This is a genomic window from Pedobacter ginsengisoli (assembly GCF_030244015.1).
In the GTDB taxonomy this organism is placed as follows: Bacteria; Bacteroidota; Bacteroidia; order Sphingobacteriales; family Sphingobacteriaceae; genus Pedobacter; species Pedobacter ginsengisoli.
This window is the reverse complement of record NZ_JASSYX010000002.1, coordinates 388,201-411,699: the sequence shown is the minus strand read 5'-3', so window position 1 is coordinate 411,699 and position 23,499 is coordinate 388,201. Positions and strand designations below refer to the sequence as shown.

The window sequence follows — 23,499 nt, the reverse complement described above, 5'->3', positions numbered from 1 at the left end:
GTTTTTATGCTGTCCAACCTTAAAAAGTAGCTTTAATTCCGGTATTGATCACCCTTGCCTGAGGATAATATTGCGCACTGCTGTTGGTAGATTCCGGATCCCAGATCTTGATCTTGTCCAGGGTAACCAGGTTCAGCCCGTTCACATAAACACGAAGTGCACTAAAGCCGATCTTTTTCGACAACTCCGGAGCTATAGTATAGCCCAGTTCAACGTTTTTAAGCCTGATGTAATTGTTGCTGCGCATCCAGTACGTATTGCGTGCGGCGCTGTTAAAATCTGTGTAATAAGTTTTACCCCGGTTGGACAGGCGTGGATTTACATTACTTGGGTTGTCGATGCTCCAGCGGTTTTTATAAGACCATTCCAGAAAGTTACCGATATCGCCGGACTCGGTAAGCCCGACAATCTGGATTCCACCGGTTGCACCTTGAACTAGCGCAGAGAAATCAAAACCTTTGTAAGCCAGGTTCAGGTTAAATCCTCCGGTAAAGGTTGGAGTGCTGGTCCTGTCCATGCGGATCTGGTCGTCACCGTTGATCTTATCATCATCGTTCCTGTCTTTAAACTTCATATCACCAGGCAAGAGATTGCCGGTGAATGCGCTGTAGTCAATGGTATTGGCTTCAATTTCAGCCTGGTCTCTGAATACACCATCATATTCGTAAGCAAGTTCTGTTCCGGTAGGCATACCTGTAGACCGCTGCCACTCAGGGGCTCCAGCTGTCTCATCCCAAAATACGATCTTATTTTTGGCATAACCACCATTTACACTGACTCCGTAAGTGAGCTGCCCCACCTGGTCTGTATAGCCCAGTTTAAACTCGAAACCTCTGTTGTTTACCTTACCAAGGTTTACCGGAGGAAGTTTGTCGGTGATCCCTGAACTTCCAGGGATGGAATTGCCTCTGGAGATCAGGATTTTGGTTCTTTTGTTGTAAAACGCGTCAAACTCAAAACTCAGTTTATTGTCCAGAAACGACGCATCCAAACCGACGTTGGAGTTGTTGGCCACTTCCCATCCGAAATCCAGGTTGGGAACTTTGTTTTCCACCAGGGTCTGGGTCTGCTGATCATTGATCACATAATTTCCAAAACCCATGGTGCTCAGGTATTGATATTCCTGTAATGCATCGCCAAAGTAGGCTTCGGCACCCATCTGGCCCCATGATGCCCTAAGCTTCAAATTACTGACAAACTTCACGTTGTCTTTAAAGAAAGGTTCTTCTGACAGCCGCCATCCTAATGATACTCCGGGAAAGAAACCAAAGCGCCTGTCTTCCGGAAAGATATAAGAACCATCAGCCCGCCAGAGAAATTCAGCAAGGTACTTCTCTTTATAATTGTAGCCGACCCTTCCAAAATAACTCAAACGCGCTCTTTTGTAAAGGTTGTTCGGATCGCCGGGGTTGGTAATGTTCTGTTCTTTGTCGCTACCTGCCAGAAGTTCCTGCAGAGCAGTAGAAATAAAGTATCTCCTGAAAGCGGAGAAGCCATCATTATCAACCTTTTCCCTGGTTACTCCGGCCATCAGCGCCAGGTTGTGTTCGCCTATTTTTTTATCGTAATTGACCATACCTGTCAGGTTGACTGCCAGTTGGGAACCTGCGGTTTCTGTTAAACTTGCGTCTTTGCGGTCAGATCGTACCGAACCGGTGAGCTTCGGTGTAACTCCATCTGCTTCAAATGATTGTTTATCCCAATAGTAAAGTGTCCATGGTGTTTGCCAGTTCTTTTGACGGCCTGAGAATTTATCGATTGAGGCAGTACCTGTAAATTTAAGTCCCTCTACCCATGGCAGCCTGACTTCTACTTTTCCAGTTGACTGCAGGTAGTCCCTGCGGTCGCGGTTATAGCCGGTTAGATCCGTTGTGGTGACATAAGGATTGTAGCCATACTCGATATCGGGTCCTGGCAGGCCATTTGGCCATACTTCAATTTCAGTCGGCTTGCCGCGCATGATCATCCGGAATACATCTGCAGCGGATACTGTAGGAAAATTACGCACCTCTTCCCTGCCGGTCACGCCAAGCGTCGCAGTAATGTATTTATTGATGTTGGCTTCCAGATTGACACGCAGGTCGTATTGCTGATATCCGGTGGCCGATTTTTTATAATAACCATCCTGGTCCAGGTAACCTGCCGAGATCAGGTATTTGATGTTTTCAGCACCGCCATTGATCTGGAGGTTGTGGCGTTGCTGTGGTGACCAGTCTTTTAGTGTGGTGTTGAACCAGTCTGTATTCGGATATCTTAGCGGATCTGAACCATCCCTTAGCTTTTGCATTTCCTCAGGACTGTAAGCGGCAGTAATGGTGGTATTGTTGTCGGTGCGTTTGTAAGATCCTGTCGACTTGAAAGCAGCCCATGCGGCACTCCACTGGTCCTGGGGCAAGTCCGCGCCAAATATATTGAGCTCATTTAAGATCTCGGCATATTGCGGGGAACTGGACATTTTTGGCGTCCGCGTTGGTTGCTGCAAGCCGTACCCGTAGTCGTAGGAAAGCTGAGGTTTACCGGATTTGCCTTGTTTGGTGGTGATGAGGATCACACCATTCGCTGCTCTCGAACCATAAATGGCTGCAGAAGCATCCTTTAGCACTGAAACACTTTCTATGTCGTTGGGATTTAGGCGTTCCAGACCACCGGCTCTGTTTGGCACCCCATCTATCACGATCAGCGCATTGTTATTCCCCAAAGAGTTAACTCCCCGGATACGGATTGTTGATCCGTCATAACCTGGTTCTCCACTCGCCTGTACGGCAGTCACACCGGGTAAACGTCCTGCCAGGGAATTGGAAAGGTTGACAGTTGGTGTTTTGGCCAGCTCCGTGCCTTTTACTGAAGCTACGGCACCGGAAACCACGGCTTTTTTCTGTGTTCCATAACCTACCACGACGATCTCAGAGAGCGCCTGGCTGTTTTCCAACATTTTAACATTAATCATTTTTTGCCCGTTCACGGCTATCTCCTGGCTGTCATATCCCATATATGAAAATATAAGCGTGGCATTATCAGGAACTTTGAGTGTAAACCTGCCGGCGGCATCTGTAGTGGTTCCAATAGTGCCGCCTTTTACTTTTATGCTTACACCCGGCATCGGGATACCGGCATTTTCAGTGACCTGTCCGCTAACTACAATGTCTGCTCCAGGCGGGTTCTTAAGCCGGATGACGACCAGGTTATCCTCCAAAGACTGAAACTCAAGGGCGGTGTTTCTTAACAGTATCCGGAGGGCATCGGTAACTGAGATCTGGTCTTTTACGAGTGTTACGTTCTTACTGCTTATCAGGTCGTCCTCACTATAGAGCAGGCGGATATTGCCTTTCTTCTCCAAAATCTTTAGTGCGTCTTTTAGATTTACCTTATGGAGTTCCAAATCAACCTTTGTACCCTGTGAGTAGGTAGATGCTGATACTTGGAGACAAAATACAAACGATGAAACAAAGATCCAGTTTAACATCAGTATTATTTTTTTTTTGGAAAAGTTGGCACATAGAACTTTATTGCACAGTTCTGTTTTTTTCATAGATTTGTGAATTTCAAAGTTAAAAATCTGTAATAGTAGCTTCAGCTACTCATGAAGGTTTGGAGGGAGAAAAGTGTTTGCCGCACTTAACTCCCTTTTTTGTTAGTAAATGATCAGGTCATGGTCTTTTAGGTTAAAGTGGAAAGGTTTGATTAATTGCATCGCTTTTAAGGTTTCTTCGATGGTTTCATCTTTGAATACACCTGTAAAGCGGTATAGTTTAGGTTTTTCGTTGTCAAATTTAATATTGATGTTGAACCAGCGCTCCAGCTTTGGCTGCAGGTCCTCCAAAGATTCATTTTGAAATACCAGCTGGCTGTCTCTCCAGGAGGTCTCCTGTATGTACTCGTTTTGACCTATGCGAACCGGCACCACGTGCTGTATGGTCAATGTGATGTCCTTTAGAGACTTTGGGGAACGTTCCGGCTTTAGGCTTCTTTCTTTCTTATTTTCTACAAGCGCAAACTTTTCTGAGGGGTTTAGGATGATCTTTTGTGCAGAGCGGTCATTTACCGAAAGTTCAATAGAACCCCTCAGCAGAGTAGTTTCAGATTTTTTGTCAACAGGGTAGGCTTTGATGTTGAAGGCAGTGCCAAGTACTTTAACACAGATCTTATCTGTACGGACAATAAAAGGATGGACTTTATCATGGGCTACGTCAAAGAAAGCTTCACCAACGAGGTAGACTACACGCTTCTTCCTTTTTTTAATGTCACTGTCGTAAGATAATTTGCTGTCAGAGTTTAACCACACCATTGTGCCATCTGGCAGCTTAATCTTTTTCCTTATTCCTTTCCCGGCAACGATCTCTATGTCCGGAACAAATTTATCCCGTCCGTTAAAATAAAAAATGACAACCGATACCACAACAGCCAGCATGGCTGCAATCCCTGTGAGGACAATTGCCTTCCTGAAACTAATGGTTTTGCGCTTTTCCTCAGGAACGGAAAATTCATCAGCAAATTTAAGTTTGTGCAGGAGATAAGCCTGTTCGGTATCTGGAATTTCAAGCTCTTGCTGTGGATTTAACCAAAGTTGTTTTAAAAATTCTTCATAATAAACAGAATCCTGATACAAAGCTGTCAGCTTGTTCAGTTCTTCCAGTTCAGCTGGAGTAGCTTCACCAGCCTGCTTACGAGCCAGGAGTTCTATAATTCTGTTTTTAGACATACAGGTATTCCAAATAGGTTTTATATCGGGTTGTATGTATAGGACAAAATTTTTAAGTAAACTCCCTAGTCCTTCGTCATATTTTTTTATGTAAGATTAAACTCGGCCTGAAGTACGGTGGTTAGCTTTTTAATCGCCGATACCAGGTGAGCATCAACCGTTTTTATCGAGATGTTTAAAATATTAGCCGTTTCTTTATAGCTCAGGCCATCTTCTTTGATCAGTTTAAAGACCAGCTTACACTGAGCCGGCAAGGTTTCGACTGCGCGCTCCAACTTCTTTTTCAGTTCGCCATTGATCAGCAGCTGTTCTGGATTTAAGTTATCCAGGATGATTTCCATATCTAAGTCGTCGATGGCTACCCACTCTTGTTTGGCTTGCTTGTTGATAATATTTAAAGACAGATTCCTGGCAATTACGAAAGCATATACCTTAACGTTTTTGACATCAGATAATTTCTCCCTGTTCCGCCATATCGTGATCATGACGTCACTCGCAGCTTCTTCGGCAAGTTCCCGGGACTTAAGCAAATAAAAGCAGAACCGGTATAAAGAGGGAAACAGATACTTGAATAGTTTCTCATAGGCATTCTCGCTGTTATGCAAGGCGATATGCTTTATCAGACCGTTTAAGTCGGGTAAATAATTGGACATAGGGATATATTTGATTAATTCAAATGTATGAAATTAACGATACCATCCAAATCTAAGTATCCGATAACCGAAAAAACGCAACAGTTTTAAATTATTTATAGTTGATTTTCAACACAATACATATCAAATAAGGCAAAATAAAAAATAATATAAATAAAGTCTAGTAAATCAGTAGTCTTTTATTTACATTTGTATCATCACATGCCGGAATAAGCATTTGAAAACATATAGTCATGTGGCCGAGTGGTTAGGTAAGGGTCTGCAAAACCTTTGACGGCGGTTCGAATCCGCCCTTGACGTCCAGTTCAATTTCTATATTGTCTGAAATTTTAGATGTTTGGTTAGATCTAAGTTTTGTTTTAAAGCCAGGTTGGATGACCTGGCTTTTCTTTTTAAAATCTTTTTAAAAAAGAAACGGAGATACAGCAATCCGCCGTATCCCCGCTATCTAAATTAACGCTCTCGTATATATAGACGAGCAAAATTCTGTTTTATTATATATGGTATTAAAAAAAATTAAATTTCTTAAAATTCAATAGCACGCTGGCCGGGATCATCATCTTAAAATTAATTAATTCGTCTTCTTGTAATTATAAATCGCCCAGCTGTTTAACACAATTGCAAAGACAATTATTGTTCCCAGTTGAGGTAAAATATCCTGGAGTCCGCTGCCTTTTAATACCACCGCTCTGACTACATCTATAATATAACTGACAGGATTTAAGGCCGCGATCATCTTTGCCCAGTAAGGCATTCCGTCGATAGAAGTTAACAAACCGCCCATCAAAATGAAGATCATCATGAAGAAAAACATAATGAGCATCGCTTGTTGCTGCTTATCGCAATACGTTGAGACCAGCAAGCCAAAACCAAGCACAGCCAGCAAATACACCCACATAAAACCATAAAGCAATAATATGCTGCCGGCGGGAACAATTCCATAAACAAAGAAGGAGACCATCAACCCTAAAGTGAAAACTACTGTTCCGATAATCCAGAACGGGATTAGTTTCCCTAAAATAAAATGATATTTTTTTATTGGTGTTACATTGATCTGTTCTATCGTACCCATCTCTTTTTCCTTCACAATATTCAAGGCGGACAGGAATCCGGTGATCATAGTTACCAGGAATGCCAGAATACCAGGCACCATAAAAAGATAGTAAACCTGGTGCGGATTGAACCTGCTCGTAAACTCCAGTTCTATCTCCTGCGCAACATTAAATTTTGACCGGGGCATCATCTGCCCACGCAGTTCCTCATTAAACATTTGAATAATATTGCTGAGATATCCATATCCTAACCCTGCTTTCATTCCATTGATCGCATTTACTGCGATAAAAAGCTTTTGTTGGTTGTCGCGGATCAGATTTTTCTCAAAATGAGGTGGAATCTGAAGAATTAAATCTGTTTTATCATCTTCTGCCAACTTTAAAGCCTGATCATAAGATGTCAAATGGCTAAGTACGTTAAGGTATGTAGAGGCGTTGATTTTTGAAACCAGTTTAGCCGAGACGGGAGAATGATCCTGATTTACAATGACAATATTAATATTTTTCACTTCGTAGTTTGCAGCCAATGGAAGTATCATCAATTGAATGACAGGCATCCCGATGATCATTACCAGTATCGAACGGTTCCGGAATATCTGTTTAAATTCCTTGACCAGCAGAAATCTTATTGTCCTCATTCCAGGCGTATTTTAAAACTTTTTAAACTGACTGCTAAAAGTACCGACGTAATTGTGGCCAGTACCAGCGTTTCTTTCCATATTGCGCTAAAACCTAAACCTTTGATCATGATCGATTTTACAATAATATAGTACCATTTTGAGGGGATAATATTGGAGATCATTTGCAGCGGATAAGGCATATTTTCTATCGGGAACATAAAGCCGCTGAATAAGATTGTGGGGATAAGCATCCCCATCAAAGAGATCAGCATGGCAACTTCCTGTGAACTTGTCTTTACGGATATAAAGATCCCCAGTGTAAGGCAGGTAATGATAAAAAGGATACTTTCAGCAAAAAGCAGCACTAAACTGCCATTGACGGGCAATTTCAGGACAAATATGCTTAGTAACAAGATAATGGTCAGGTTAACGAGTGAAAGCACCAGGTACGGAAATGTTTTGGTCAGGATAACCATGCCCGGTTTGATTGGCGATACCAGCAATATTTCCATATTGCCCATTTCTTTTTCCTTGACGATCGATACAGCAGTCATCATGACACAGACCAGCATCAATACCAGAGCCATAACCCCCGGAACAAAGTTAGGGGCATCAAGCAATTGCGGGTTATAGAGCATCCTGACCTCAGGAATAATCTGGTAAAGAGCCGGCACGTTAGATTGCTGTTGGCGCTGATGGTCTGTTACAATCGCGGTAATGTAATTTTTAATGGTGTTCGCCGTATTGGGATCTGAGCCGTCCAGGACGATCTGAACCTGAGATGTATTGTAGTGCGCCAGATCACTGCTAAAGTTTGCCGGGAATATGACAGCCATTTTAATGGTTCCTTTTTTTAGTTCATTATCCACCTGCACGGCATTGCCCAGGATTTTTTTTACTTCAAAATATTTACTCGCATCTATTTTTGAGATCAGCCGCCTGGACTGTTCATCTCTTGCCCGGTCTACGATGGCTATTTTAACATTTTTCACCTCATTGGTGAGTGCGAAACCGAAGATCAGAATCTGAGATATAGGCATTCCAAACAGGATCAGTAATGTTTTCTTATCCCTGAGAATATGAGCAAATTCTTTTTTTACGAATGTGATGAATTGTCTCATGATCTCTTATTCTGAACGTTTAGCTCTTCTTGCCAGCTGATAAAAAACCTCATCCATACTTTCTGCTTCATAAAGCCTGCGCAGTTCAGCAGGCTTATCCAGCGCCTCAATCTTTCCATCGACCATGATAGATACCCTGTCGCAGTATTCAGCCTCGTCCATGTAGTGGGTGGTAATAAATATGGTTGTCCCCTTTTCCGCAGATTCATAGATCATATCCCAGAATTGTCTGCGTGTGATCGGATCCACGCCGCCTGTAGGCTCATCCAAAAATACGATACGGGGTTCATGCAGCAGCGCAACTGAAAAAGCAACTTTTTGCTTCCAGCCTGTGGGTAATTGGCCCACAAGTTTCTTCGCTTCCTTTTGCAGGCCGAGTCTGGTGATCAGCCCTTCACTTTTATCGCTGATCTGCTGATTGCTCAGATTATAAATACCAGCATAATACCTGATGTTTTCAATGATCGTCAGATCATCATAGAGAGAGAATTTCTGTCCCATGTAACCGATGTTCCATTTCAGCTCCTGTGCTTGCTTATGGATATCAAAACCTGCAACTACAGCTGTACCGGATGAAGGTGTGAGTAATCCGCATAACATTTTCATAGCCGTGGTTTTGCCTGCCCCGTTCGCACCTAAAAAGCCAAAGATCTCTCCTTTATACACATCAAATGAGATGGCATCTGTAGCAACAAAGTCTCCAAAACGCTTGGTCAGTTTATCGACTACGATTACTTTCTCGTTGTTTAACGCCCTGGTGTCCATAACTAATTGTTTAAAAGTTTGATGAAGCAGTCTTCTATAGTGGGCTTTGCCGGGATGATCAAAATATCCCTGAAACCCTTTTCTTCTAAATAGCGATACAACTCATTGGTATCCATGTCTTCTCTGAACGATGCATGTGCATATTCACCAAAAGCATAAATATTCAACACATTTTTATATGTTTTCATGATTTTAAGCAAATGATACATGTTGTCTGCTTTAATGGCAAACAACTGATCGGGATAATGACTAACCATATTCTTTGGTGTGTTAATTGATAAAATCTGTCCTTCCTGTATCAGTGCGATCCTGTCGCATAGGGTAGCTTCGTCCATATAAGGCGTAGACACCACGATGGTAATACCCTGATCTTTCAAGCGTTTGAGCATCTCCCAAAACTCTCTTCTCGAAACAGGGTCAACGCCGGTCGTTGGCTCGTCTAAAAAGATAACAGGCGGATTATGGATCAGTGCGCAGCACAATGCCAGTTTCTGTTTCATTCCGCCGGAAAGCTTCCCTGCCCTCCTGTTCTTGAATGGAGCTAACTGTTCGTAGATGTCTTTGATCAGGTGGTAATTTTCATTGACCCTGGTATTAAACAGCGTAGCGAAAAATCCGAGATTTTCTTCCACTGTAAGATCAGGATAGAGGGAGAATTTACCAGGCATATAGCCAATGCTCATCCTGATCTTCCCGTAGTCTTTCACGATATCCAATCCATTTACAGATGCGTTGCCGCCATCCGGGAGAATAAGTGTAGTCAGCATCCGAAAAATACTGGTCTTGCCCGCACCATCGGGGCCGATCAGTCCAAACAACTCACCTTTTTTGACCTCAAAGGAGACATGATTTACTGCCGTTTTTTCTCCTTTGGTATAGCTTTTGAGCAATTGGTTCACGCTTACCGAAATTTCCATAGTCTTATTGTCTTTGATGAAATTTCCTGCTTTATTTGGCTAGCGACACTTCGCCATACATACCGATTTTCAAATAGCCATCATTTTTCACCTTAACTTTTACAGCATAGACCAGATTCGCACGCTCCGCTTTTGTCTGAATGGTTTTTGGAGTAAACTCCGCCTTGTCACTGATCCACTCCAAAACACCATCATAGTTTTTATACGTTTGATCCGGCGCATCAACCAGCACCTTCACCTTCATGCCCGGTTTTACGACTGATAATTGATCTGCGGTAATATAGGCCCTCAGAATAATCGAAGAAAGATCCGCTATTTTATACAATGGCTTACCCGGTATTACGGTTTCATTGGCCTCAACATATTTGGTAAGCACTGTACCATTTACCTTATTTACTATTTTACTTTTTAAGATCTGGTCATTCAATTGCCTGATCTGCACATTCAGTGGCAAGGTTTCCTTGCTTAGACCGGACGACGTAATGTTCAGCACCGATTGCTGAGCACTGATCTGCTTTCTGATGATAGCAACCTGTGCATTTGCATCATCCATCTGTTTGGGAGTGGCCGCATCACCCTGCAGCAGGTTGCTGATGCGACGCTGTTCTGTTAAAGCCTGCTTCAATTGCTCCTGATAGGCAGCAAGCTGTGCTGAAACATCGGGCTTCCTGCTCAGCACCGCTGAAATTTGCGCTTCGAGCTGAACTTTCTTCAGATAAAGCTGTGTTGTATCTATATAACCCACCACTTGTCCGGGTTTTAGCTGGTTTCCTTCTTCGAGGTCTAACGCCATTATGCTTCCTGAAGCTTCAGCAGAAACAATAGTTTCAACAGCTTCGAATGTACCCGAAGCATCGCTTATCGTTTCTTTTTTCACACAGGCAGCCAGTATTATTGCGAAAGCAAATATTGAGATTCTTTTCATCGTTTGTTGGTTTAATATTTTATTCCTGTTGTGTTTTGTATATTGTACTCAGCTATGATCAGCTGGATTTCATGAAGTAATCTGATCTGCCTGGCCTGGTCTTCGGCATTTACATCTCTCAGGTAATCGCTGGTATTGATGGCACCATTTTCCAGTTGTACAGCAGAGACCTTTTTCACGCTGGCACGCAATGCAATGATCTCTTCATCGGAGGCCGTCAGCTCACGCAGCTTTTCCAATTCAGCATGCTGTTGTTTCAGCTGTATATTGGTATTGAGCAGAAAAGTTTCTTTTTGTAGTCCGATGCTTTTCCTGTTCACATCAACAATGGCTTTTTCCTTTTTAAGTGTGTATAGTCCCGATAAGGGCCAGCTCATTTTCAAACCGCCTATGGCAAAAGGTTCGGTACCGGTACTCAGCATATTCAAGGCCGGTTTACCTATACCACCCTGCAAAAATGCACTAAACTTAGGCCTGTTCTTAACACCAATGGAACGTTCCTGCTCATCAAGTCCACTGAGGTGCTCATCATAAAGTTTCAATTCGGGCCTGCGAATTTGAGCAAAGGCAAGAGGCTCTGCTTCAGGCTTCAATAACTTCATATCCGGTTTCAGCAGCTTTATATTTTCAGGCAGGGTTTTATTGATGAACAAACTCAGCATGTCCAGAAATCCTTTTCTGGAGTAGCGCTGTTCAATTCCCCGTTGTTCTACCTTGAGCAATTCAGCTTTCAGCATACTGACACTGCTTTTTAGTCCACTGCCGTTCGCTACCGCTATATTTGCTTTATCAATTCCAAGCTGGATGTCTTTTTTAATCAGGTCATTTTGCTGCAATTGCTCTGTAATGAATAGCACGCCAAAAAAAAGCTGGTTTATACGTTCCTCCAGTTTGTATAGTTCGACTTCCAGTTTTTGGGCTTCAATTGCGCCGTTTACCTTCCCCAGCTTTTGCTGCAGCTTTATTGCGCCGCCATCATATAAAATCTGATTGGCCTCTGCAAAGATGCGATACTGGCCCTTGTCCATTTCCGGAATATTCATCCCAGGCAATTGCAAGGGGACTTTGGTAACGTCAGTTTGATAACTGATCTGCCCATTGACATTTATCTGAGGCAAATAACCTTTAGCAGCATTTTCAATCGAGTAGCCGGTACTTTTTGAGATCAGTTCCAACTGTTGCACCAGCGGATAATTCTGCCGGGCGGCTTTATAGCAATCTTCAACAGAAAGCAACTGTGCACTGGCACAAAACCGTATAAAACAAATGATGAAAGTGAAAAATATTGACTTCATTTCTAAGGTTTATTATGTTGTTTAAATCATTTGATTAATATTTGTCTAAATTTTTTTAATGAGCTTTTAGCATAGTTTCAATCCACACCGGGATCAATTTTTTTCGATCTTCTACAAGGCTATTGAAGTCCTGAGGGTTTAAGTCGCCGATGACCCGCAGCAACGGGCTGGCTACAAAAGGAAAAACAGTAAGGCTAATGATGTTAATAATAAAATGGATAGGATTAATTGTTTTGCCTGTGGCCTCTTGTATCTGTTCAAACAAATGAGACCTCATGATGATCTCCTTAAAATTAAGGTCTAAAGCCAGTTTTTCCGGATTGGCCTTGATCTCACTCAAAATGAATAAGGGGAGATCAGGATTGGCGCTGAGCATATCGGTATAATTTTCAGCAACCAGACTTACCTTTTCTGTTAAGCTAAGTGCAGTATTATTTAAAATACCTGCTATACCCTTTAGAAATTGCTGGATACTTTCCTTCATTACAATGTCGAATAACTTTTCTTTACTTCTGAAATAATAGTTCAGCAAGGCCAAATTAAACCCCGCTTCATCAGCAATGTCCCTTGTACGTGTAGCAGCAAAACCCTTCCTTTTAAAAACAACATGTGCTGCTTTTTTTATCTTCTCTTCTGTAGAAGTATCGCTTTCTGCTCTCACGTTCTTAGCCATTGTGATCAACTGTTATTTAGGTTCAGTAAAATTAGAAAACAATAATTATATTTCAAACAACTATTTTAATCAAATGATTAAATCGTCATTATTTTTTTAAAATATAGGATATTCCTCAAGAAACCCGATATTTTTTTAGCCGGTAAATGTGCTTTACCGCCCAATAATGAGTTGGTAGATCTCCCCTTTGTTTCCTGCAAGGAGTATTAGGCCTCCGGTTTTACTCTTCTGGATCACATTGAAACTTAAACCAGATATATTGTGCCAGGTCATGCCGCCGTCATTAGATACATCCGTTCCTGATGAGCCTGTGGCCAGCAAAACCTTTTTATTAATATATGTAACACCCGATCGATAACCGGTAACGGGCCTGGCTGGCTTCTTCCAGCTTTTTCCGCCATCGCCCGTGAGCAGAACATTGTTCGTATTCTCAGTATCTTTCAGGTAATTACCACCTACTACTACGCCATTTTTTGCGTCAAAGAAAGCCATGGAAAACGGGCCTGTGCTGCTTTCACCTTGTATAATAGGGCATTTATATACCTTCCAGCTGTACCCGAAGTTATCAGAAAAATAAATATTAGAGACGGACCCGCCGGTAGCAATCCAGACATTCCCCTTTCCGTATGTCGTTATAGTAGTACCGCTGGCCGCAAATCCGGCTTCCCCTACTTTCATTTCCGTTTTCAGATTTCCGGATACATCCTGCCAGTTCATCCCGCCATCCCTGGTTTTCAGGAGTTGCATTTTATTGCGAATGGGATCTCCAAAAATCATCCCGTTCTGAGCATCCCAGAATCCCATACCATCTAAAAATATAGCCGAGTCCAGATTTTTATAGCATTCCCGCCAGTTCTTGCCGCCATCACTGGTCAGCAATATAAAAGCCGGTGAGCCCGCATTTACGATTACGGCCTTGTTTTCGTCAAATGCTTCAATATCCCTGAAGTCAAGCTTTTCGTAACCTGCAGGTTTTGTCCAGATCCAGGTCATCCCCCCGTCCAGTGTCTTGCCAATACTGCCGTTGCTCCCGCTTACCCATGCTACCTTATCGGAGACGACTGACATGCCCCTGATGCTTGTATTTTCGCCAGTAGTAACAGGTTTTAGGTTATAACTCTGTGCCAGACACAGCACAGGAAAAAACAGGGCTGAAATTAAAAGTGTTTTCATACTATTTAACTCTTTTCCAGATCTCAGACCTGCCGATTAAAGATATACCGATATAGCCCCTCATGCTCAAGTTTCCATTATCTTTAATGCTCATGTTACAGCTATAAGTTTTACCCGATTTAGGGTCATATATGGTTCCGTTGGTCCATTTTCCATTCTCATAAACAAAGTTCTTTAATATCTCCATACCTAGAATAGGCTGTTTTCTTAAAGCGGGATCCGGGTTTTTTAAGTCAGTTTTCGTCGTGCCCTCTGTTCCCTTCTGGTCCTTGATCCACTCGATCTTACCAAAATATTTATCAGACCTTTTGTATATCATGACATGGGCTTCACCGGTTGAATTGATCCATTTGCCAAGAATAGCATCCTTATCCTGGGTATAAGCTGAGAAAGAAGACGCAACAAAAAGCATTAGAAGAGACAAGTGTTTCATGGCAAACTTTATGAATAGCAATACAAAATGCATAATGTCCGGCAGAAAAACAAATAGTCCGATTCCTTACGACTCCATCCAGTTCAGCCGGCAATTACAACGCACCTGACGGATCAATAACAAACCGAAAAACAATGTGTTTTATTTCAGTACCTTGATCTGTCCTTTCATGACCATATAATGGCCGGGATAAGTACAGATAAAAGGATATATACCTGGTGTTTTGGGTACGGTAAAATAAATGGTATCTGATTTTCCAGGCTGCAATAAAGTAGTATGTGCTAAAACTTTAACACTATTGGGGACAAAATTATACTTTTCACCATCCAGTCCCATCTTCGTTGCCATTTCCCCTACCAGATTGCCCGATCCAGGAGCAGTCAGCACAAAATTGTGCAGCATATCATCTGTATTGGCAAAAGTCAGTTTCACTTTGGTGCCGGCTTTTAACGTCAGATTGGTGATATCAAACTTTAAGCCTGGTTTAGTTCCAAGTAAAATGGTCTTATCAGGGCCATTTTTCCAGCTTGCCGGCTGCTTAATTACGTGTTTTTCAGCGGCTGTACTGCCGGTTACTTTGCCTGTGGCAGCCGCAGACATGTTGCCCATATGGTCATGATTCGCTGCTCCGGCTTTTTTACCGGCCACCATTTCGCCAGTTGGTTTATTTTCAGCCGTAACCTCAAGATTTTCCCCATCTGGAATCCTGTTTAAGGTATAATACGCATAATTGTGAAGCAAAGGAATATTGCCGCTTTCCGACCTCAGTCCTGCTGTTCTGATCTCATGAATATACCCTTCTTTTAAACTATCCAGCACCAAACGCACACGTTTATGATCGGGAGAAACTACGATTGCCTTGATGTTACGTGCAGACTGGTTTATTGCCGGGCTTCCATAAATGTGATAGTATTTGTAGGTAAAGGTTGAGAGCTGGTAAGATCCGGCATTACGGGCAGTCTTTTCATCTACCGGCATGGTAAATTCCAGTTCAAAACCATCAGGCTGCGCCTTTACAGTCTGCACCTCAAAAGGCACAACACCAGACCAGGTCAAACGCTGCAGGCCATACTCTTCTTTTCCCGTCGATGACCATCCTCTGGAAGTCATGCCGACCAGCATACTGCCATCAGAGCCCCAGTTCATCCTCAATATGCCCGATGAAAAACCTTCCCGGAATGGAAACACCGCTCCCTGATATACATCTTTGATCTTTTCCAGGAATACCCGGCTGATCTTGCTCTGAGATTGATCACCAACAAAAAGTTGTCCTTTAAAAGGCCCCATATTTCCATGATCTGAATAATTCAGGATACCGGAAGTCGAATTGCCCATAATAGAATGCGGGATCCAAACCGAGGGAGCCTTTAGTCCTGGCACCCTTTTGGCCACCTCGTATTTCGGTTCACCTGTATCCGGAATATCTTTTTTACGAAGCTTGACCGGAGAGCCGGGCTGATCAGCCCAGATCAAACCTGCCGGATTTCCCACAAAATCGCCCTCTGCCACATGAGTAATATTACCAGAGCCAACCCAGTCGCCCTGGTTCTCTGCATAAAATATATCACCATTGCCGTTCATTTCGAAAGCCGCGGGCGAACGGAAACCTGTAGCAAAAGGTTTCATTGTAAAATCAGGAGTAAATTTCAGCATCCAGCCATGCCATTTAGACAAACTCTCTCCAAAACCGATCCAGCCTAAGTTTAGCGTAACTACCATATTGCCGTCCTTGTCCAGCATAGGCCCATAGGCATATTCATGGTAATTGCCCGATAGTGGCCAGGAGTACATTGTACGGTATTCGTCAGCCTCGCCATCGCCGTCCAGATCGCGGAGACGTGTAAGCTCGGCGCGCTGGGTCAGGTACAGATCTCCTTTAATGTAATTCAGGCCAAGCACTTCATGCATACCATGGGCAAATAAGCGGTATTTGGGTTGCTGTCCGCCTTTCATATATGGATTGGTAATGATCCATACTTCGCCGCGGCGGGTAGCCACAGCCAGTTCATCATTAGGTAAAAAAGTCATTCCACCCACTTCAAGGGCTATTTCTTTAGGAATAGGAACCGTAACAATTGGAAATATTTGATTTTCTGTTTGCGCAACTGCTGTCATCATGCAAGCGCCCGTCAATAAAAAAGACAGTAAGTATTTCGAGTGTTTCATTTTGATTACCAGATTAGCGAATAAGTTAATGAAGCAGTGCCTTTGGCCAATGGAGCAAGCAGCTCCTGACCATTTTTTGTTGTCCTGATGAAAGCCTTAGCATCAGCAGGCACTTTCACCGAGTAAGCTTTATTTCCAACACTATAAATATTGTCTTCTGCCGCTTTTATAACCGGAGCCGCTGCGAGCCTGCAATACAGGAGTCCCTTGCTGTTGCTTACACTTATGGTCCGGTCAATGGACGCTCCATCACTTCGCACCGCGATTTTGTCACTGACATCAGCACCATTTGAAGAATATAAAAAAGTGGGCATTCTGTTCTTGTCCAATACATAAGCCTTGTTCTGAAAGTCATCAAATGCTATAGAATCTGGCCATGCAGCATCTTTATCGGCCAGAGTTGCAATAGCCGGAGCAGCAGAAAGCGGCAATACATTACCTAATGGCTTGGCCAGCTGAGGTTCTCCCCTGTCCTTCCACATTTCTGTCACATCGATAAACTGTCCGCGCCAAACCTGCAATAAAGCACCCTGCTTAAGGTCGTAAGAATAACTTACTTTTTCCGGAGTACCGACAGAGATTACATGTGTCCGTTTTTTGCCTTCAAACATCAGGTAGCTGCGCAATAAATAAGGCTTACTTCCAACGGTGAGGATATATGGACTGGCGGTTTGGGCCAGAGTATAGCTTGCGCAGGAGAAAAAAAACGCCAGGCTACACATTATTCGTTTACACATGTTCATAATTTAAGATTTTGGTTATACGGCCACAATACAATCGATTGCACAGTAAATATATAAAAGATCTTTAATAATCAACCATCTGTTTTAATGAAAGCATTTGTCCGCCAATTCCGACTGAAAGAGGCGGGATGTTATTGCATAGAAATTCAAGTCTTTTTAGGGTTTCGGAGATTATACGAATAAATTTATAGAAAAATATAGCATTAATTTTTGTAGCGCGTTAAATGATTTTAACGTTATATAAAATATGAAAGTTACGATCTATACAATTTTGGCATTTATGCTGCTCAGCTCCTCTACCTGCAAAAAAGAACAGGAAACTCCTGATGTCAAAAAACAACTGCTTGGAAAATGGAAATACACCGGAAAAAGCGGCGGTTATGCCGGCAAATCTCAAAAGGCAGATCCTGCAGTGGCTATTGTTCTTGAATTTAAAAGAGACAACACTTTTTTAAGATCGGAAAACAATGAGGTCAAAGTGCAGGGTACTTATACGCTCACCAGACTCAAAAGCATTTATTCCGGCAAAGAGGAAAATGCCGTACAATTTAACGCGGCAGCCGATCCGCATAACAGGGGCAGCATCATCACCTTAAGAAATGATTCGCTGACTATAGCAGATAATGTTTACGATGGATTTACGTCGGGTTATGTTAGGTTAAAATAACAGAGTAAATAATTATTTTATCCCCTGCGTGGGGGTAAACACCAAACCGGTTGTCATAGGAGAAACAAATCCATAAATGACTATGAAACTTCTCCCGGTTTTCCTTTTGGCACTTCTTTTACAAGGTCTTCATCTTATTGCCCAAAACAAAGATTCCATTACAATATCTAACAAACATGTCTTGAAGCAAACCATTAAAGGAACGGTGACCGACAGGTCCACGAAACTTCCGCTTCAGGGTGTAACAGTCGTGCTCAATTCAAGTCCCGGCGTAAAACCCGTAAGTACCGACATCACCGGGACGTTCCGCCTGGTCAATGTACCTTTGGGCCGTCAGATACTCCAGGCAAGCCTGGTGGGTTATCAGCAGGTAACGCTTGCTGAATTATTGATCACCAGCGGTAAAGAACTGGTACTCAATCTGGAACTGGATGCCCAAAACAATAAACTCAATGAGGTGGTGATCAATGCTGGTGCAGGCAAAAAGCCCATTAACCAAATGGCTTTAACCAGCGGGCGATCGTTTTCACCTGAGGAAACGAACCGGTATGCAGGTGCTTTCTTTGATCCTGCACGCATGGCTCAGAGTTTTGCAGGTGTGGTTGCCGGTGGCGATGACAATGAAATCATTGTGAGAGGCAACTCACCAAAGAGCCTGCAGTGGCGGCTGGAAGGAATAGAAATTATAAACCCCAACCATTTTGGCAGCGAAGGAGCTTCGGGTGGTGCCGTGAGCATGATCAATACCACAGTCTTAAGTACTTCTGATTTCTACACCGGAGGCTTAGCCGCAGAATACAGCAATGCCTTGTCTGGTGTTTTCGACTTGAAATTCAGGAAAGGAAATACCGACAAGCGCGAGTACGCTTTTAATATTGGCATCCTGGGTGCCGGAGCTACACTGGAAGGACCGTTTAAAAAAGGCGGCAGTTCTTCTTACCTGATCAGCTATCGTTATTCTTCGCTAAGCCTGCTGGAAAAGGTAGGTGTTAAAGTCTCAGATGAAGGAGTACCAAAATATCAGGATTTGTCCTTTAATTTTGTATTTCCGACAAAAAAAGCAGGAACTTTTTCACTTTTCGGAATCGGGGGATTGAGCAAACTCAGTAAAGATGCAGAGCGTGACTATAGCAAATGGGAAGAAAGAATGGACGGTCAAGACATCAGATTTGGCTACAACGCTGGTAGTACCGGGTTAAAACACCTCTATATTGCCAGCAGCAAGCTTTATTTTAACAATGTGATTTCCATTTCAGGAAACCGAAGCTCCAACCGTATTGACACCCTCGACCGTGACTACCGCAGCAGCCTTTCTGACAGAAATCTGTATACCAATACGGCTGTTCGTTATGCTGGCACAGTCAATTATAACATCAACAGCAGCAACGTGATCTGTACGGGTGTTAACGCCAGTTTTTTAAGTTACAACCTTTACGGGCAGGAATACAATACGGAACTAAAAGCGCTGAAAGAGCTCATCAACCAAAAGGGAAATACGAGCAGTTATGACGCTTTTGTCCAGCATAAAGCAGAACTGGGCAGCAGGTTAACGCTAAATACCGGTTTGCATACAAATTACTTTAACATGAGTAAAAGCTGGACCATTGAACCGCGTGTGGGATTGAACATAAAGCTGCCTGCCGATCAGCAACTGTCATTCGGCGCGGGCTTATACAGTCGGCTGGAACCGCTTTCTTATTATTTTGCCAAAAGTGCGGTGTCGTCAGAAAAAGTAAATGAAACATCAGCCAATAAACTGGAACCAACTAAATCTGCCCAGGCCGTACTTGGTTATGAAAAATTATTCGGCGGCAGCCTGAAATTTAAAACAGAAGTTTACTATCAGCATTTGTACAATGTTCCGGTGTCTGCCGACCCTGCGGTGAATTTTTCTTTGCTCAATGAGTCGGACAACTCTGCCATATCTTCTTCTGCTTACCGTTCACTGGTCAACAAAGGCACAGGAAAGAATTACGGTGTAGAGCTTTCACTTGAAAAATCACTAAGCAGGGGATATTATTTTATGGTCACTTCTTCTCTTTTTGACTCAAAATTTGAAGCGCTAAGTAAGCAGGAGTTTAATACTGCCTTCAACACCCGCTATGTTGGCAACTTATTGTTGGGTAAAGAATGGAAAACCCGGAGGAACAATTTATTTGGGTTAAACGGAAAGCTTATTTATGCAGGTGGAAGGCGTTATACACCGGTTCTGGTGGAAGAATCGATACGGCTTGATGAAGAGGTCATTGACCAGAACAAGATCAATACCCTGACGGCCGAACCCTATATGCGTGTAGACTTTTCAGCAAGTTACCGCATCAACAGTAAAAAAGTGAGTCATATGATCCTTATGGATATTCAGAATCTGCTAAACAAGGAGAATACAATGGGCATGCATTACAATTCGAGCAAAAGTATCATTGAGCCCTCCAAATGGAGCGGCATCATCCCAACGCTCAACTACAGGCTGGAGTTTTAGCTGGTTCGCTTTTAATACTATAATTTCATACATCCAGCTAAATCTCAGGTATTGAAAGGCCCGGGCAGGACTAATTTTTTATTCTTGCAACTTTAGATATAATACAACTTACAGCTCAATACATTAAGCAGCCATTTTCCGGCACTCTTGTGCACAATGCAAACAGGCCTCAGCACATTCTTCACAATGTGAAGTATTGTGCTTGCCACACTCTGTTCCGCAGGCATCGCAGATTTCCGCGCAAATTCCGCATAGCACTTTTGCATGCGGGCTTCCCATACTCATGAGCTGTGCAGCTGTATAACAAACGGAGGCACATTGCATGTCCAGATCGATACAATGTGCCATCATTTGAATATCTTCTTCTTTGGTGCAGGAACTTGCACAGTAGTTGCAGACTGCTGCGCATGCCAGACAAGAATCTATGCATGATTTCCATTCATGATATCCCATAATAGTATATTTTAGTTAGACCATATTTATCTAACAATCGCATTTACCAATTGATTTAAAAAACTTAAGCTCCCTTCAGTTTCAGATTTATTCCTCAGACAGAACTATACCATACTATCTAAACCACTCAGAAGGATACCAATTTCAAACTTGATTGTCCGTCATACTATTGAAATGGCTTTGTATGGCGGATTTGAGATGGAAAAATATTAATAAAGAAAAACCGGGCATCGTCAGGAGACAATAGCCCGGCTTTAAATTAACGCTCTCACGACAAAGATAGGTAATTATTATCGGAACTACCAAATTGAATGTCCTTAAAATCGAAACGAAATAAGAACTTTCTGCAACAGCTGTCCCTAAAGTCCGGATATTCCGGGGAAGGCTATCAGCATTTGAAACGTGTCCTTAACTATCGCTTGAGTACAGATGACGTTCATCTCAACGGCTATTTTCAGGAGGTGGTAGTGGACCCATTACATATCAGGTCTATGAATTATACCTGGCTTGAGGGGATGAGAAAGAACAAGGCCTTTGGCCACATCAAAGGCCGGCCGACAGATAACGGCCCGCACGGTGATCCCAGCCAATTTGATGCTGCAAGCAGCCTGCATACAGATGCAGAGGGATATGCCAGGTTTATGGTGAAACTAATGGATAGCACAGACCCTGTGGTCAGCCGGCTTTTACAGCTGCAGGGTCAGCTCCCGCCCGAGGGAGATGGCCTGTTCCGCAGCCTTGGCTTTCCCTACAAACTGATCGGCGATAAAGTGAGGTATTACCATTCTGGAGACAACGGTGACGCAAGGGCCTATTGCCACTTTTATAAAAATCAAGGGATAGGGCTCGTCCTATTTTGCAACAGTGACAATTTTTTTTCATCAGGTTTCGCCAAAAAAGTGCTTGCCTTTTTGGATGAACCCTATCCATATTGATCATTCAGCTCTTAAGGTTATGGGGACAAGGTTTATTTCGAACTAAATCTTTGGACAGAACTTTTCATGACAACCTATTGAAAGTCAACAAGAAAGGGTTGCTTTTTAATGAGCAACCCTTCAAAAAATTAAACATGAATCTGGTTAGTACCCGAGAGCAGATTCGAACTGCCACGCCGTTGCCAGCACCAGCCCCTCAAGCTGGCGCGTCTACCAATTTCGCCACCCGGGTATACTTCCGCAAATATATACTTATTCGCAGAATAATGTCAAGCCATCATAGGCCAATTTGATATTTTTCGGTAATTCTTTTTCCACGTCCTCATGTAAACCCAAATTATGGCTCATATGTGTAAAATATGTTGCCTCTGCCCCTATCTTTCGCGCAAACTCAATAGCCTCATCCAAAGTAAAATGAGAAATGTGGTGTTCTTTTTGTAGCGCATTGACTACCAATATCTTAGAACCCATTATCTTTTCGACTGTTTCCTCAGGCACTGTCTTCGCATCCGTGATGTATGTAAAATCACCGATCCTGAATCCCAATATCGGCAATCTGTAATGCATGATATCAAGGGGTTCGATTTTCGTTTCTCCTATATAGAAAGACTGATCAGATATGGTATGCATCTCGATCTGAGGCAGCCCCGGGTATTTCACCTCTGCAAAAATGTAGGAAAACTCCTTCTTCAGACCATGCTGAACACGTTCCGTAGCATAGATGTCTATATTTTTTTTGAGCAGATAATTAAAAGGCCTGATGTCATCAAGCCCGGCAACATGATCTTTATGTTCGTGCGTATACAATATAGCGTCGAGATTCTGCACATTGGCCCGGAGCATTTGGTACCTGAAATCAGGGCCACTGTCAATCACAATAGTTTTATCAGCCGTTTCAATCAAAACAGAAACCCTAAGGCGCTTATTCCTGTAGTCATCAGATCTGCAGACCACACAGTTACATGTAATAACCGGAATTCCCTGAGAAGTACCTGTACCTAAAAACGTGATTTTCAAAATTGATTTGTTAAGATCGTGTCTCCAAACTTAGATAAACTACCTCAAATCAACAACCTCTACACCAGGATATTTTTTAGCATCGAACGCAAATGTGGTTTCAGGCACTTTAACATTCGGTGTGAATGTTTTGATGTGATAGGTATATTTATTCCCGTTCTTATCAAAAATAACCACATTGGCGATCTGCTTAGCCACCTTATCAATACTCAGCCGAATTTTGAAGAAGGATCTTTTGGTATCATTTGGTGACAAGTCGATCATCTGATATACCTTGCCTCCCGACCGGGTTTCGCCAGTATACAGATACTTAAAACCTTTTTCATAAATGGTAAAGATCTTAGCCGGATTTATCGCATCCTCGCTATTGTCGATGTCCGAAACCTGAACCTCTTTATCATCCTTCAGATAAGTCCATTGGCTTTTACCATCACTGATCAAATCCTGACCAGTCATTTCCACCTTGTATTTATTTGCGTTGGCCTTTACAAAAAGGATACCCTGCTGGGTCTCCTTAATTTTAGCCTGCTGATTGTCCAGTACAAAAGTGAATTCTGTTTTCACTACATCATAAGACCTGTATTTTTTACTTACCTGCGCAAGTATCGCTTTAGCTTTTGCATCTTTTGATTCTGTCTGTGCACTCACAAAAAAAGCAATGCAGGAAACAGCTATCATCAACACTAATCTCTTTCTCATCTTTTCGGAATTAA

At 42.7% G+C, this 23,499-nt stretch carries 20 protein-coding genes and 2 tRNA genes; 4 read left to right on the top strand and 18 right to left on the bottom strand.

Translation table 11 applies throughout. The features are described from left to right. Positions 1–19 precede the first annotated feature (19 nt). From QEP08_RS08895 to QEP08_RS08885, 3 genes are all read right to left on the bottom strand, one after another. The gene (locus QEP08_RS08895; protein WP_285057374.1) at positions 20–3,463 is read right to left on the bottom strand and encodes a SusC/RagA family TonB-linked outer membrane protein; all 3,444 of its coding nucleotides are present in this window, start codon (positions 3,461–3,463) and stop codon (positions 20–22) included. A 168-nt stretch (positions 3,464–3,631) separates the two neighbouring features. Then, positions 3,632–4,699, bottom strand: coding sequence for a FecR family protein (locus QEP08_RS08890; protein WP_285057373.1), 1,068 nt, complete (start codon positions 4,697–4,699; stop codon positions 3,632–3,634). A gap of 86 nt (positions 4,700–4,785) precedes the next feature. Continuing rightward, entirely contained in the window at positions 4,786–5,352 is a 567-nt protein-coding gene (locus QEP08_RS08885; protein ID WP_285057372.1) for an RNA polymerase sigma factor, read from the bottom strand. A gap of 229 nt (positions 5,353–5,581) precedes the next feature. Between QEP08_RS08885 and QEP08_RS08880 the strand changes: the two genes are divergently transcribed. Further along, a tRNA-Cys gene (locus QEP08_RS08880) sits at positions 5,582–5,655 on the top strand. A 268-nt stretch (positions 5,656–5,923) separates the two neighbouring features. Here the strand turns inward: QEP08_RS08880 and QEP08_RS08875 are convergent. From QEP08_RS08875 to QEP08_RS08825, 11 genes are all read right to left on the bottom strand, one after another. Then, on the bottom strand, positions 5,924–7,042 hold the full coding sequence (locus QEP08_RS08875; protein ID WP_285057371.1) for an ABC transporter permease: 1,119 nt from the start codon (positions 7,040–7,042) through the stop codon (positions 5,924–5,926). Continuing rightward, positions 7,039–8,145 (bottom strand): ABC transporter permease, encoded by a 1,107-nt coding sequence (locus QEP08_RS08870; RefSeq protein WP_285057370.1) that lies wholly within the window; start codon positions 8,143–8,145, stop codon positions 7,039–7,041. The genes QEP08_RS08875 and QEP08_RS08870 overlap by 4 nt, the downstream gene beginning before the upstream one ends. Positions 8,146–8,151: 6 nt before the next feature. After that, positions 8,152–8,910, bottom strand: a complete 759-nt coding sequence (locus tag QEP08_RS08865; RefSeq protein WP_285057369.1) for an ABC transporter ATP-binding protein — start codon at positions 8,908–8,910, stop codon at positions 8,152–8,154. 2 nt (positions 8,911–8,912) lie between these two features. Continuing rightward, positions 8,913–9,827, bottom strand: a complete 915-nt coding sequence (locus QEP08_RS08860; RefSeq protein WP_285057368.1) for an ABC transporter ATP-binding protein — start codon at positions 9,825–9,827, stop codon at positions 8,913–8,915. A gap of 31 nt (positions 9,828–9,858) precedes the next feature. Continuing rightward, the gene (locus tag QEP08_RS08855) at positions 9,859–10,752 is read right to left on the bottom strand and encodes an HlyD family secretion protein (protein ID WP_285057367.1); all 894 of its coding nucleotides are present in this window, start codon (positions 10,750–10,752) and stop codon (positions 9,859–9,861) included. 11 nt (positions 10,753–10,763) lie between these two features. Next, complete coding sequence (locus QEP08_RS08850; protein ID WP_285057366.1) at positions 10,764–12,047, bottom strand: TolC family protein; 1,284 nt, start codon at positions 12,045–12,047, stop codon at positions 10,764–10,766. Between the two features lie 55 nt (positions 12,048–12,102). After that, a complete protein-coding gene (locus QEP08_RS08845) occupies positions 12,103–12,720 on the bottom strand; it encodes a TetR/AcrR family transcriptional regulator (protein WP_285057365.1) in 618 nt (205 codons plus the stop codon). A 153-nt stretch (positions 12,721–12,873) separates the two neighbouring features. After that, positions 12,874–13,893 (bottom strand): WD40/YVTN/BNR-like repeat-containing protein, encoded by a 1,020-nt coding sequence (locus QEP08_RS08840; RefSeq protein ID WP_285057364.1) that lies wholly within the window; start codon positions 13,891–13,893, stop codon positions 12,874–12,876. A gap of 1 nt (position 13,894) precedes the next feature. Then, complete coding sequence (locus tag QEP08_RS08835; RefSeq protein ID WP_285057363.1) at positions 13,895–14,326, bottom strand: DUF2147 domain-containing protein; 432 nt, start codon at positions 14,324–14,326, stop codon at positions 13,895–13,897. Between the two features lie 141 nt (positions 14,327–14,467). After that, positions 14,468–16,492: a plastocyanin/azurin family copper-binding protein gene (locus QEP08_RS08830; protein ID WP_285057362.1), complete on the bottom strand. Its 2,025-nt coding sequence runs from the start codon at positions 16,490–16,492 to the stop codon at positions 14,468–14,470. A 5-nt stretch (positions 16,493–16,497) separates the two neighbouring features. Beyond that, the gene (locus tag QEP08_RS08825) at positions 16,498–17,229 is read right to left on the bottom strand and encodes a hypothetical protein (RefSeq protein ID WP_285057361.1); all 732 of its coding nucleotides are present in this window, start codon (positions 17,227–17,229) and stop codon (positions 16,498–16,500) included. A gap of 253 nt (positions 17,230–17,482) precedes the next feature. Here QEP08_RS08825 and QEP08_RS08820 point away from each other — a divergent pair, with 253 nt between their 5' ends. Together QEP08_RS08820 and QEP08_RS08815 are read left to right on the top strand one after the other, a co-directional pair. After that, positions 17,483–17,902, top strand: coding sequence for a hypothetical protein (locus QEP08_RS08820; RefSeq protein ID WP_285057360.1), 420 nt, complete (start codon positions 17,483–17,485; stop codon positions 17,900–17,902). Positions 17,903–18,083: 181 nt separating this feature from the next. After that, positions 18,084–20,381, top strand: coding sequence for a TonB-dependent receptor (locus tag QEP08_RS08815; RefSeq protein ID WP_285057359.1), 2,298 nt, complete (start codon positions 18,084–18,086; stop codon positions 20,379–20,381). Between the two features lie 123 nt (positions 20,382–20,504). On the opposite strand, the gene QEP08_RS08810 is transcribed toward QEP08_RS08815, so the two are convergent. Continuing rightward, entirely contained in the window at positions 20,505–20,834 is a 330-nt protein-coding gene (locus QEP08_RS08810) for a four-helix bundle copper-binding protein (RefSeq protein WP_285057358.1), read from the bottom strand. A gap of 311 nt (positions 20,835–21,145) precedes the next feature. Between QEP08_RS08810 and QEP08_RS08805 the strand changes: the two genes are divergently transcribed. Further along, a complete protein-coding gene (locus tag QEP08_RS08805; RefSeq protein WP_285057357.1) occupies positions 21,146–21,769 on the top strand; it encodes a serine hydrolase in 624 nt (207 codons plus the stop codon). 148 nt (positions 21,770–21,917) lie between these two features. Here QEP08_RS08805 and QEP08_RS08800 read toward each other — a convergent pair. From QEP08_RS08800 to lolA1, 3 genes are all read right to left on the bottom strand, one after another. Then, positions 21,918–22,001 (bottom strand) — tRNA-Leu (locus QEP08_RS08800). 20 nt (positions 22,002–22,021) lie between these two features. Continuing rightward, positions 22,022–22,786: an MBL fold metallo-hydrolase gene (locus QEP08_RS08795; RefSeq protein ID WP_285057356.1), complete on the bottom strand. Its 765-nt coding sequence runs from the start codon at positions 22,784–22,786 to the stop codon at positions 22,022–22,024. Between the two features lie 39 nt (positions 22,787–22,825). Beyond that, positions 22,826–23,485: an outer membrane lipoprotein periplasmic chaperone LolA1 gene (gene lolA1 / locus QEP08_RS08790; protein WP_285057355.1), complete on the bottom strand. Its 660-nt coding sequence runs from the start codon at positions 23,483–23,485 to the stop codon at positions 22,826–22,828. Positions 23,486–23,499: the final 14 nt, after the last annotated feature.

Coding starts and splice junctions, on each gene's coding strand:
- QEP08_RS08895 (WP_285057374.1), bottom strand. CDS start 3,463: ATGTTAAACTGGATCTTTGTTTCATCGTTTGTATTTTGTCTCCAAGTA.
- QEP08_RS08890 (WP_285057373.1), bottom strand. CDS start 4,699: ATGTCTAAAAACAGAATTATAGAACTCCTGGCTCGTAAGCAGGCTGGT.
- QEP08_RS08885 (WP_285057372.1), bottom strand. CDS start 5,352: ATGTCCAATTATTTACCCGACTTAAACGGTCTGATAAAGCATATCGCC.
- QEP08_RS08875 (WP_285057371.1), bottom strand. CDS start 7,042: ATGAGGACAATAAGATTTCTGCTGGTCAAGGAATTTAAACAGATATTC.
- QEP08_RS08870 (WP_285057370.1), bottom strand. CDS start 8,145: ATGAGACAATTCATCACATTCGTAAAAAAAGAATTTGCTCATATTCTC.
- QEP08_RS08865 (WP_285057369.1), bottom strand. CDS start 8,910: ATGGACACCAGGGCGTTAAACAACGAGAAAGTAATCGTAGTCGATAAA.
- QEP08_RS08860 (WP_285057368.1), bottom strand. CDS start 9,827: ATGGAAATTTCGGTAAGCGTGAACCAATTGCTCAAAAGCTATACCAAA.
- QEP08_RS08855 (WP_285057367.1), bottom strand. CDS start 10,752: ATGAAAAGAATCTCAATATTTGCTTTCGCAATAATACTGGCTGCCTGT.
- QEP08_RS08850 (WP_285057366.1), bottom strand. CDS start 12,047: ATGAAGTCAATATTTTTCACTTTCATCATTTGTTTTATACGGTTTTGT.
- QEP08_RS08845 (WP_285057365.1), bottom strand. CDS start 12,720: ATGGCTAAGAACGTGAGAGCAGAAAGCGATACTTCTACAGAAGAGAAG.
- QEP08_RS08840 (WP_285057364.1), bottom strand. CDS start 13,893: ATGAAAACACTTTTAATTTCAGCCCTGTTTTTTCCTGTGCTGTGTCTG.
- QEP08_RS08835 (WP_285057363.1), bottom strand. CDS start 14,326: ATGAAACACTTGTCTCTTCTAATGCTTTTTGTTGCGTCTTCTTTCTCA.
- QEP08_RS08830 (WP_285057362.1), bottom strand. CDS start 16,492: ATGAAACACTCGAAATACTTACTGTCTTTTTTATTGACGGGCGCTTGC.
- QEP08_RS08825 (WP_285057361.1), bottom strand. CDS start 17,229: ATGTGTAAACGAATAATGTGTAGCCTGGCGTTTTTTTTCTCCTGCGCA.
- QEP08_RS08820 (WP_285057360.1), top strand. CDS start 17,483: ATGAAAGTTACGATCTATACAATTTTGGCATTTATGCTGCTCAGCTCC.
- QEP08_RS08810 (WP_285057358.1), bottom strand. CDS start 20,834: ATGGGATATCATGAATGGAAATCATGCATAGATTCTTGTCTGGCATGC.
- QEP08_RS08805 (WP_285057357.1), top strand. CDS start 21,146: ATGTCCTTAAAATCGAAACGAAATAAGAACTTTCTGCAACAGCTGTCC.
- lolA1 (WP_285057355.1), bottom strand. CDS start 23,485: ATGAGAAAGAGATTAGTGTTGATGATAGCTGTTTCCTGCATTGCTTTT.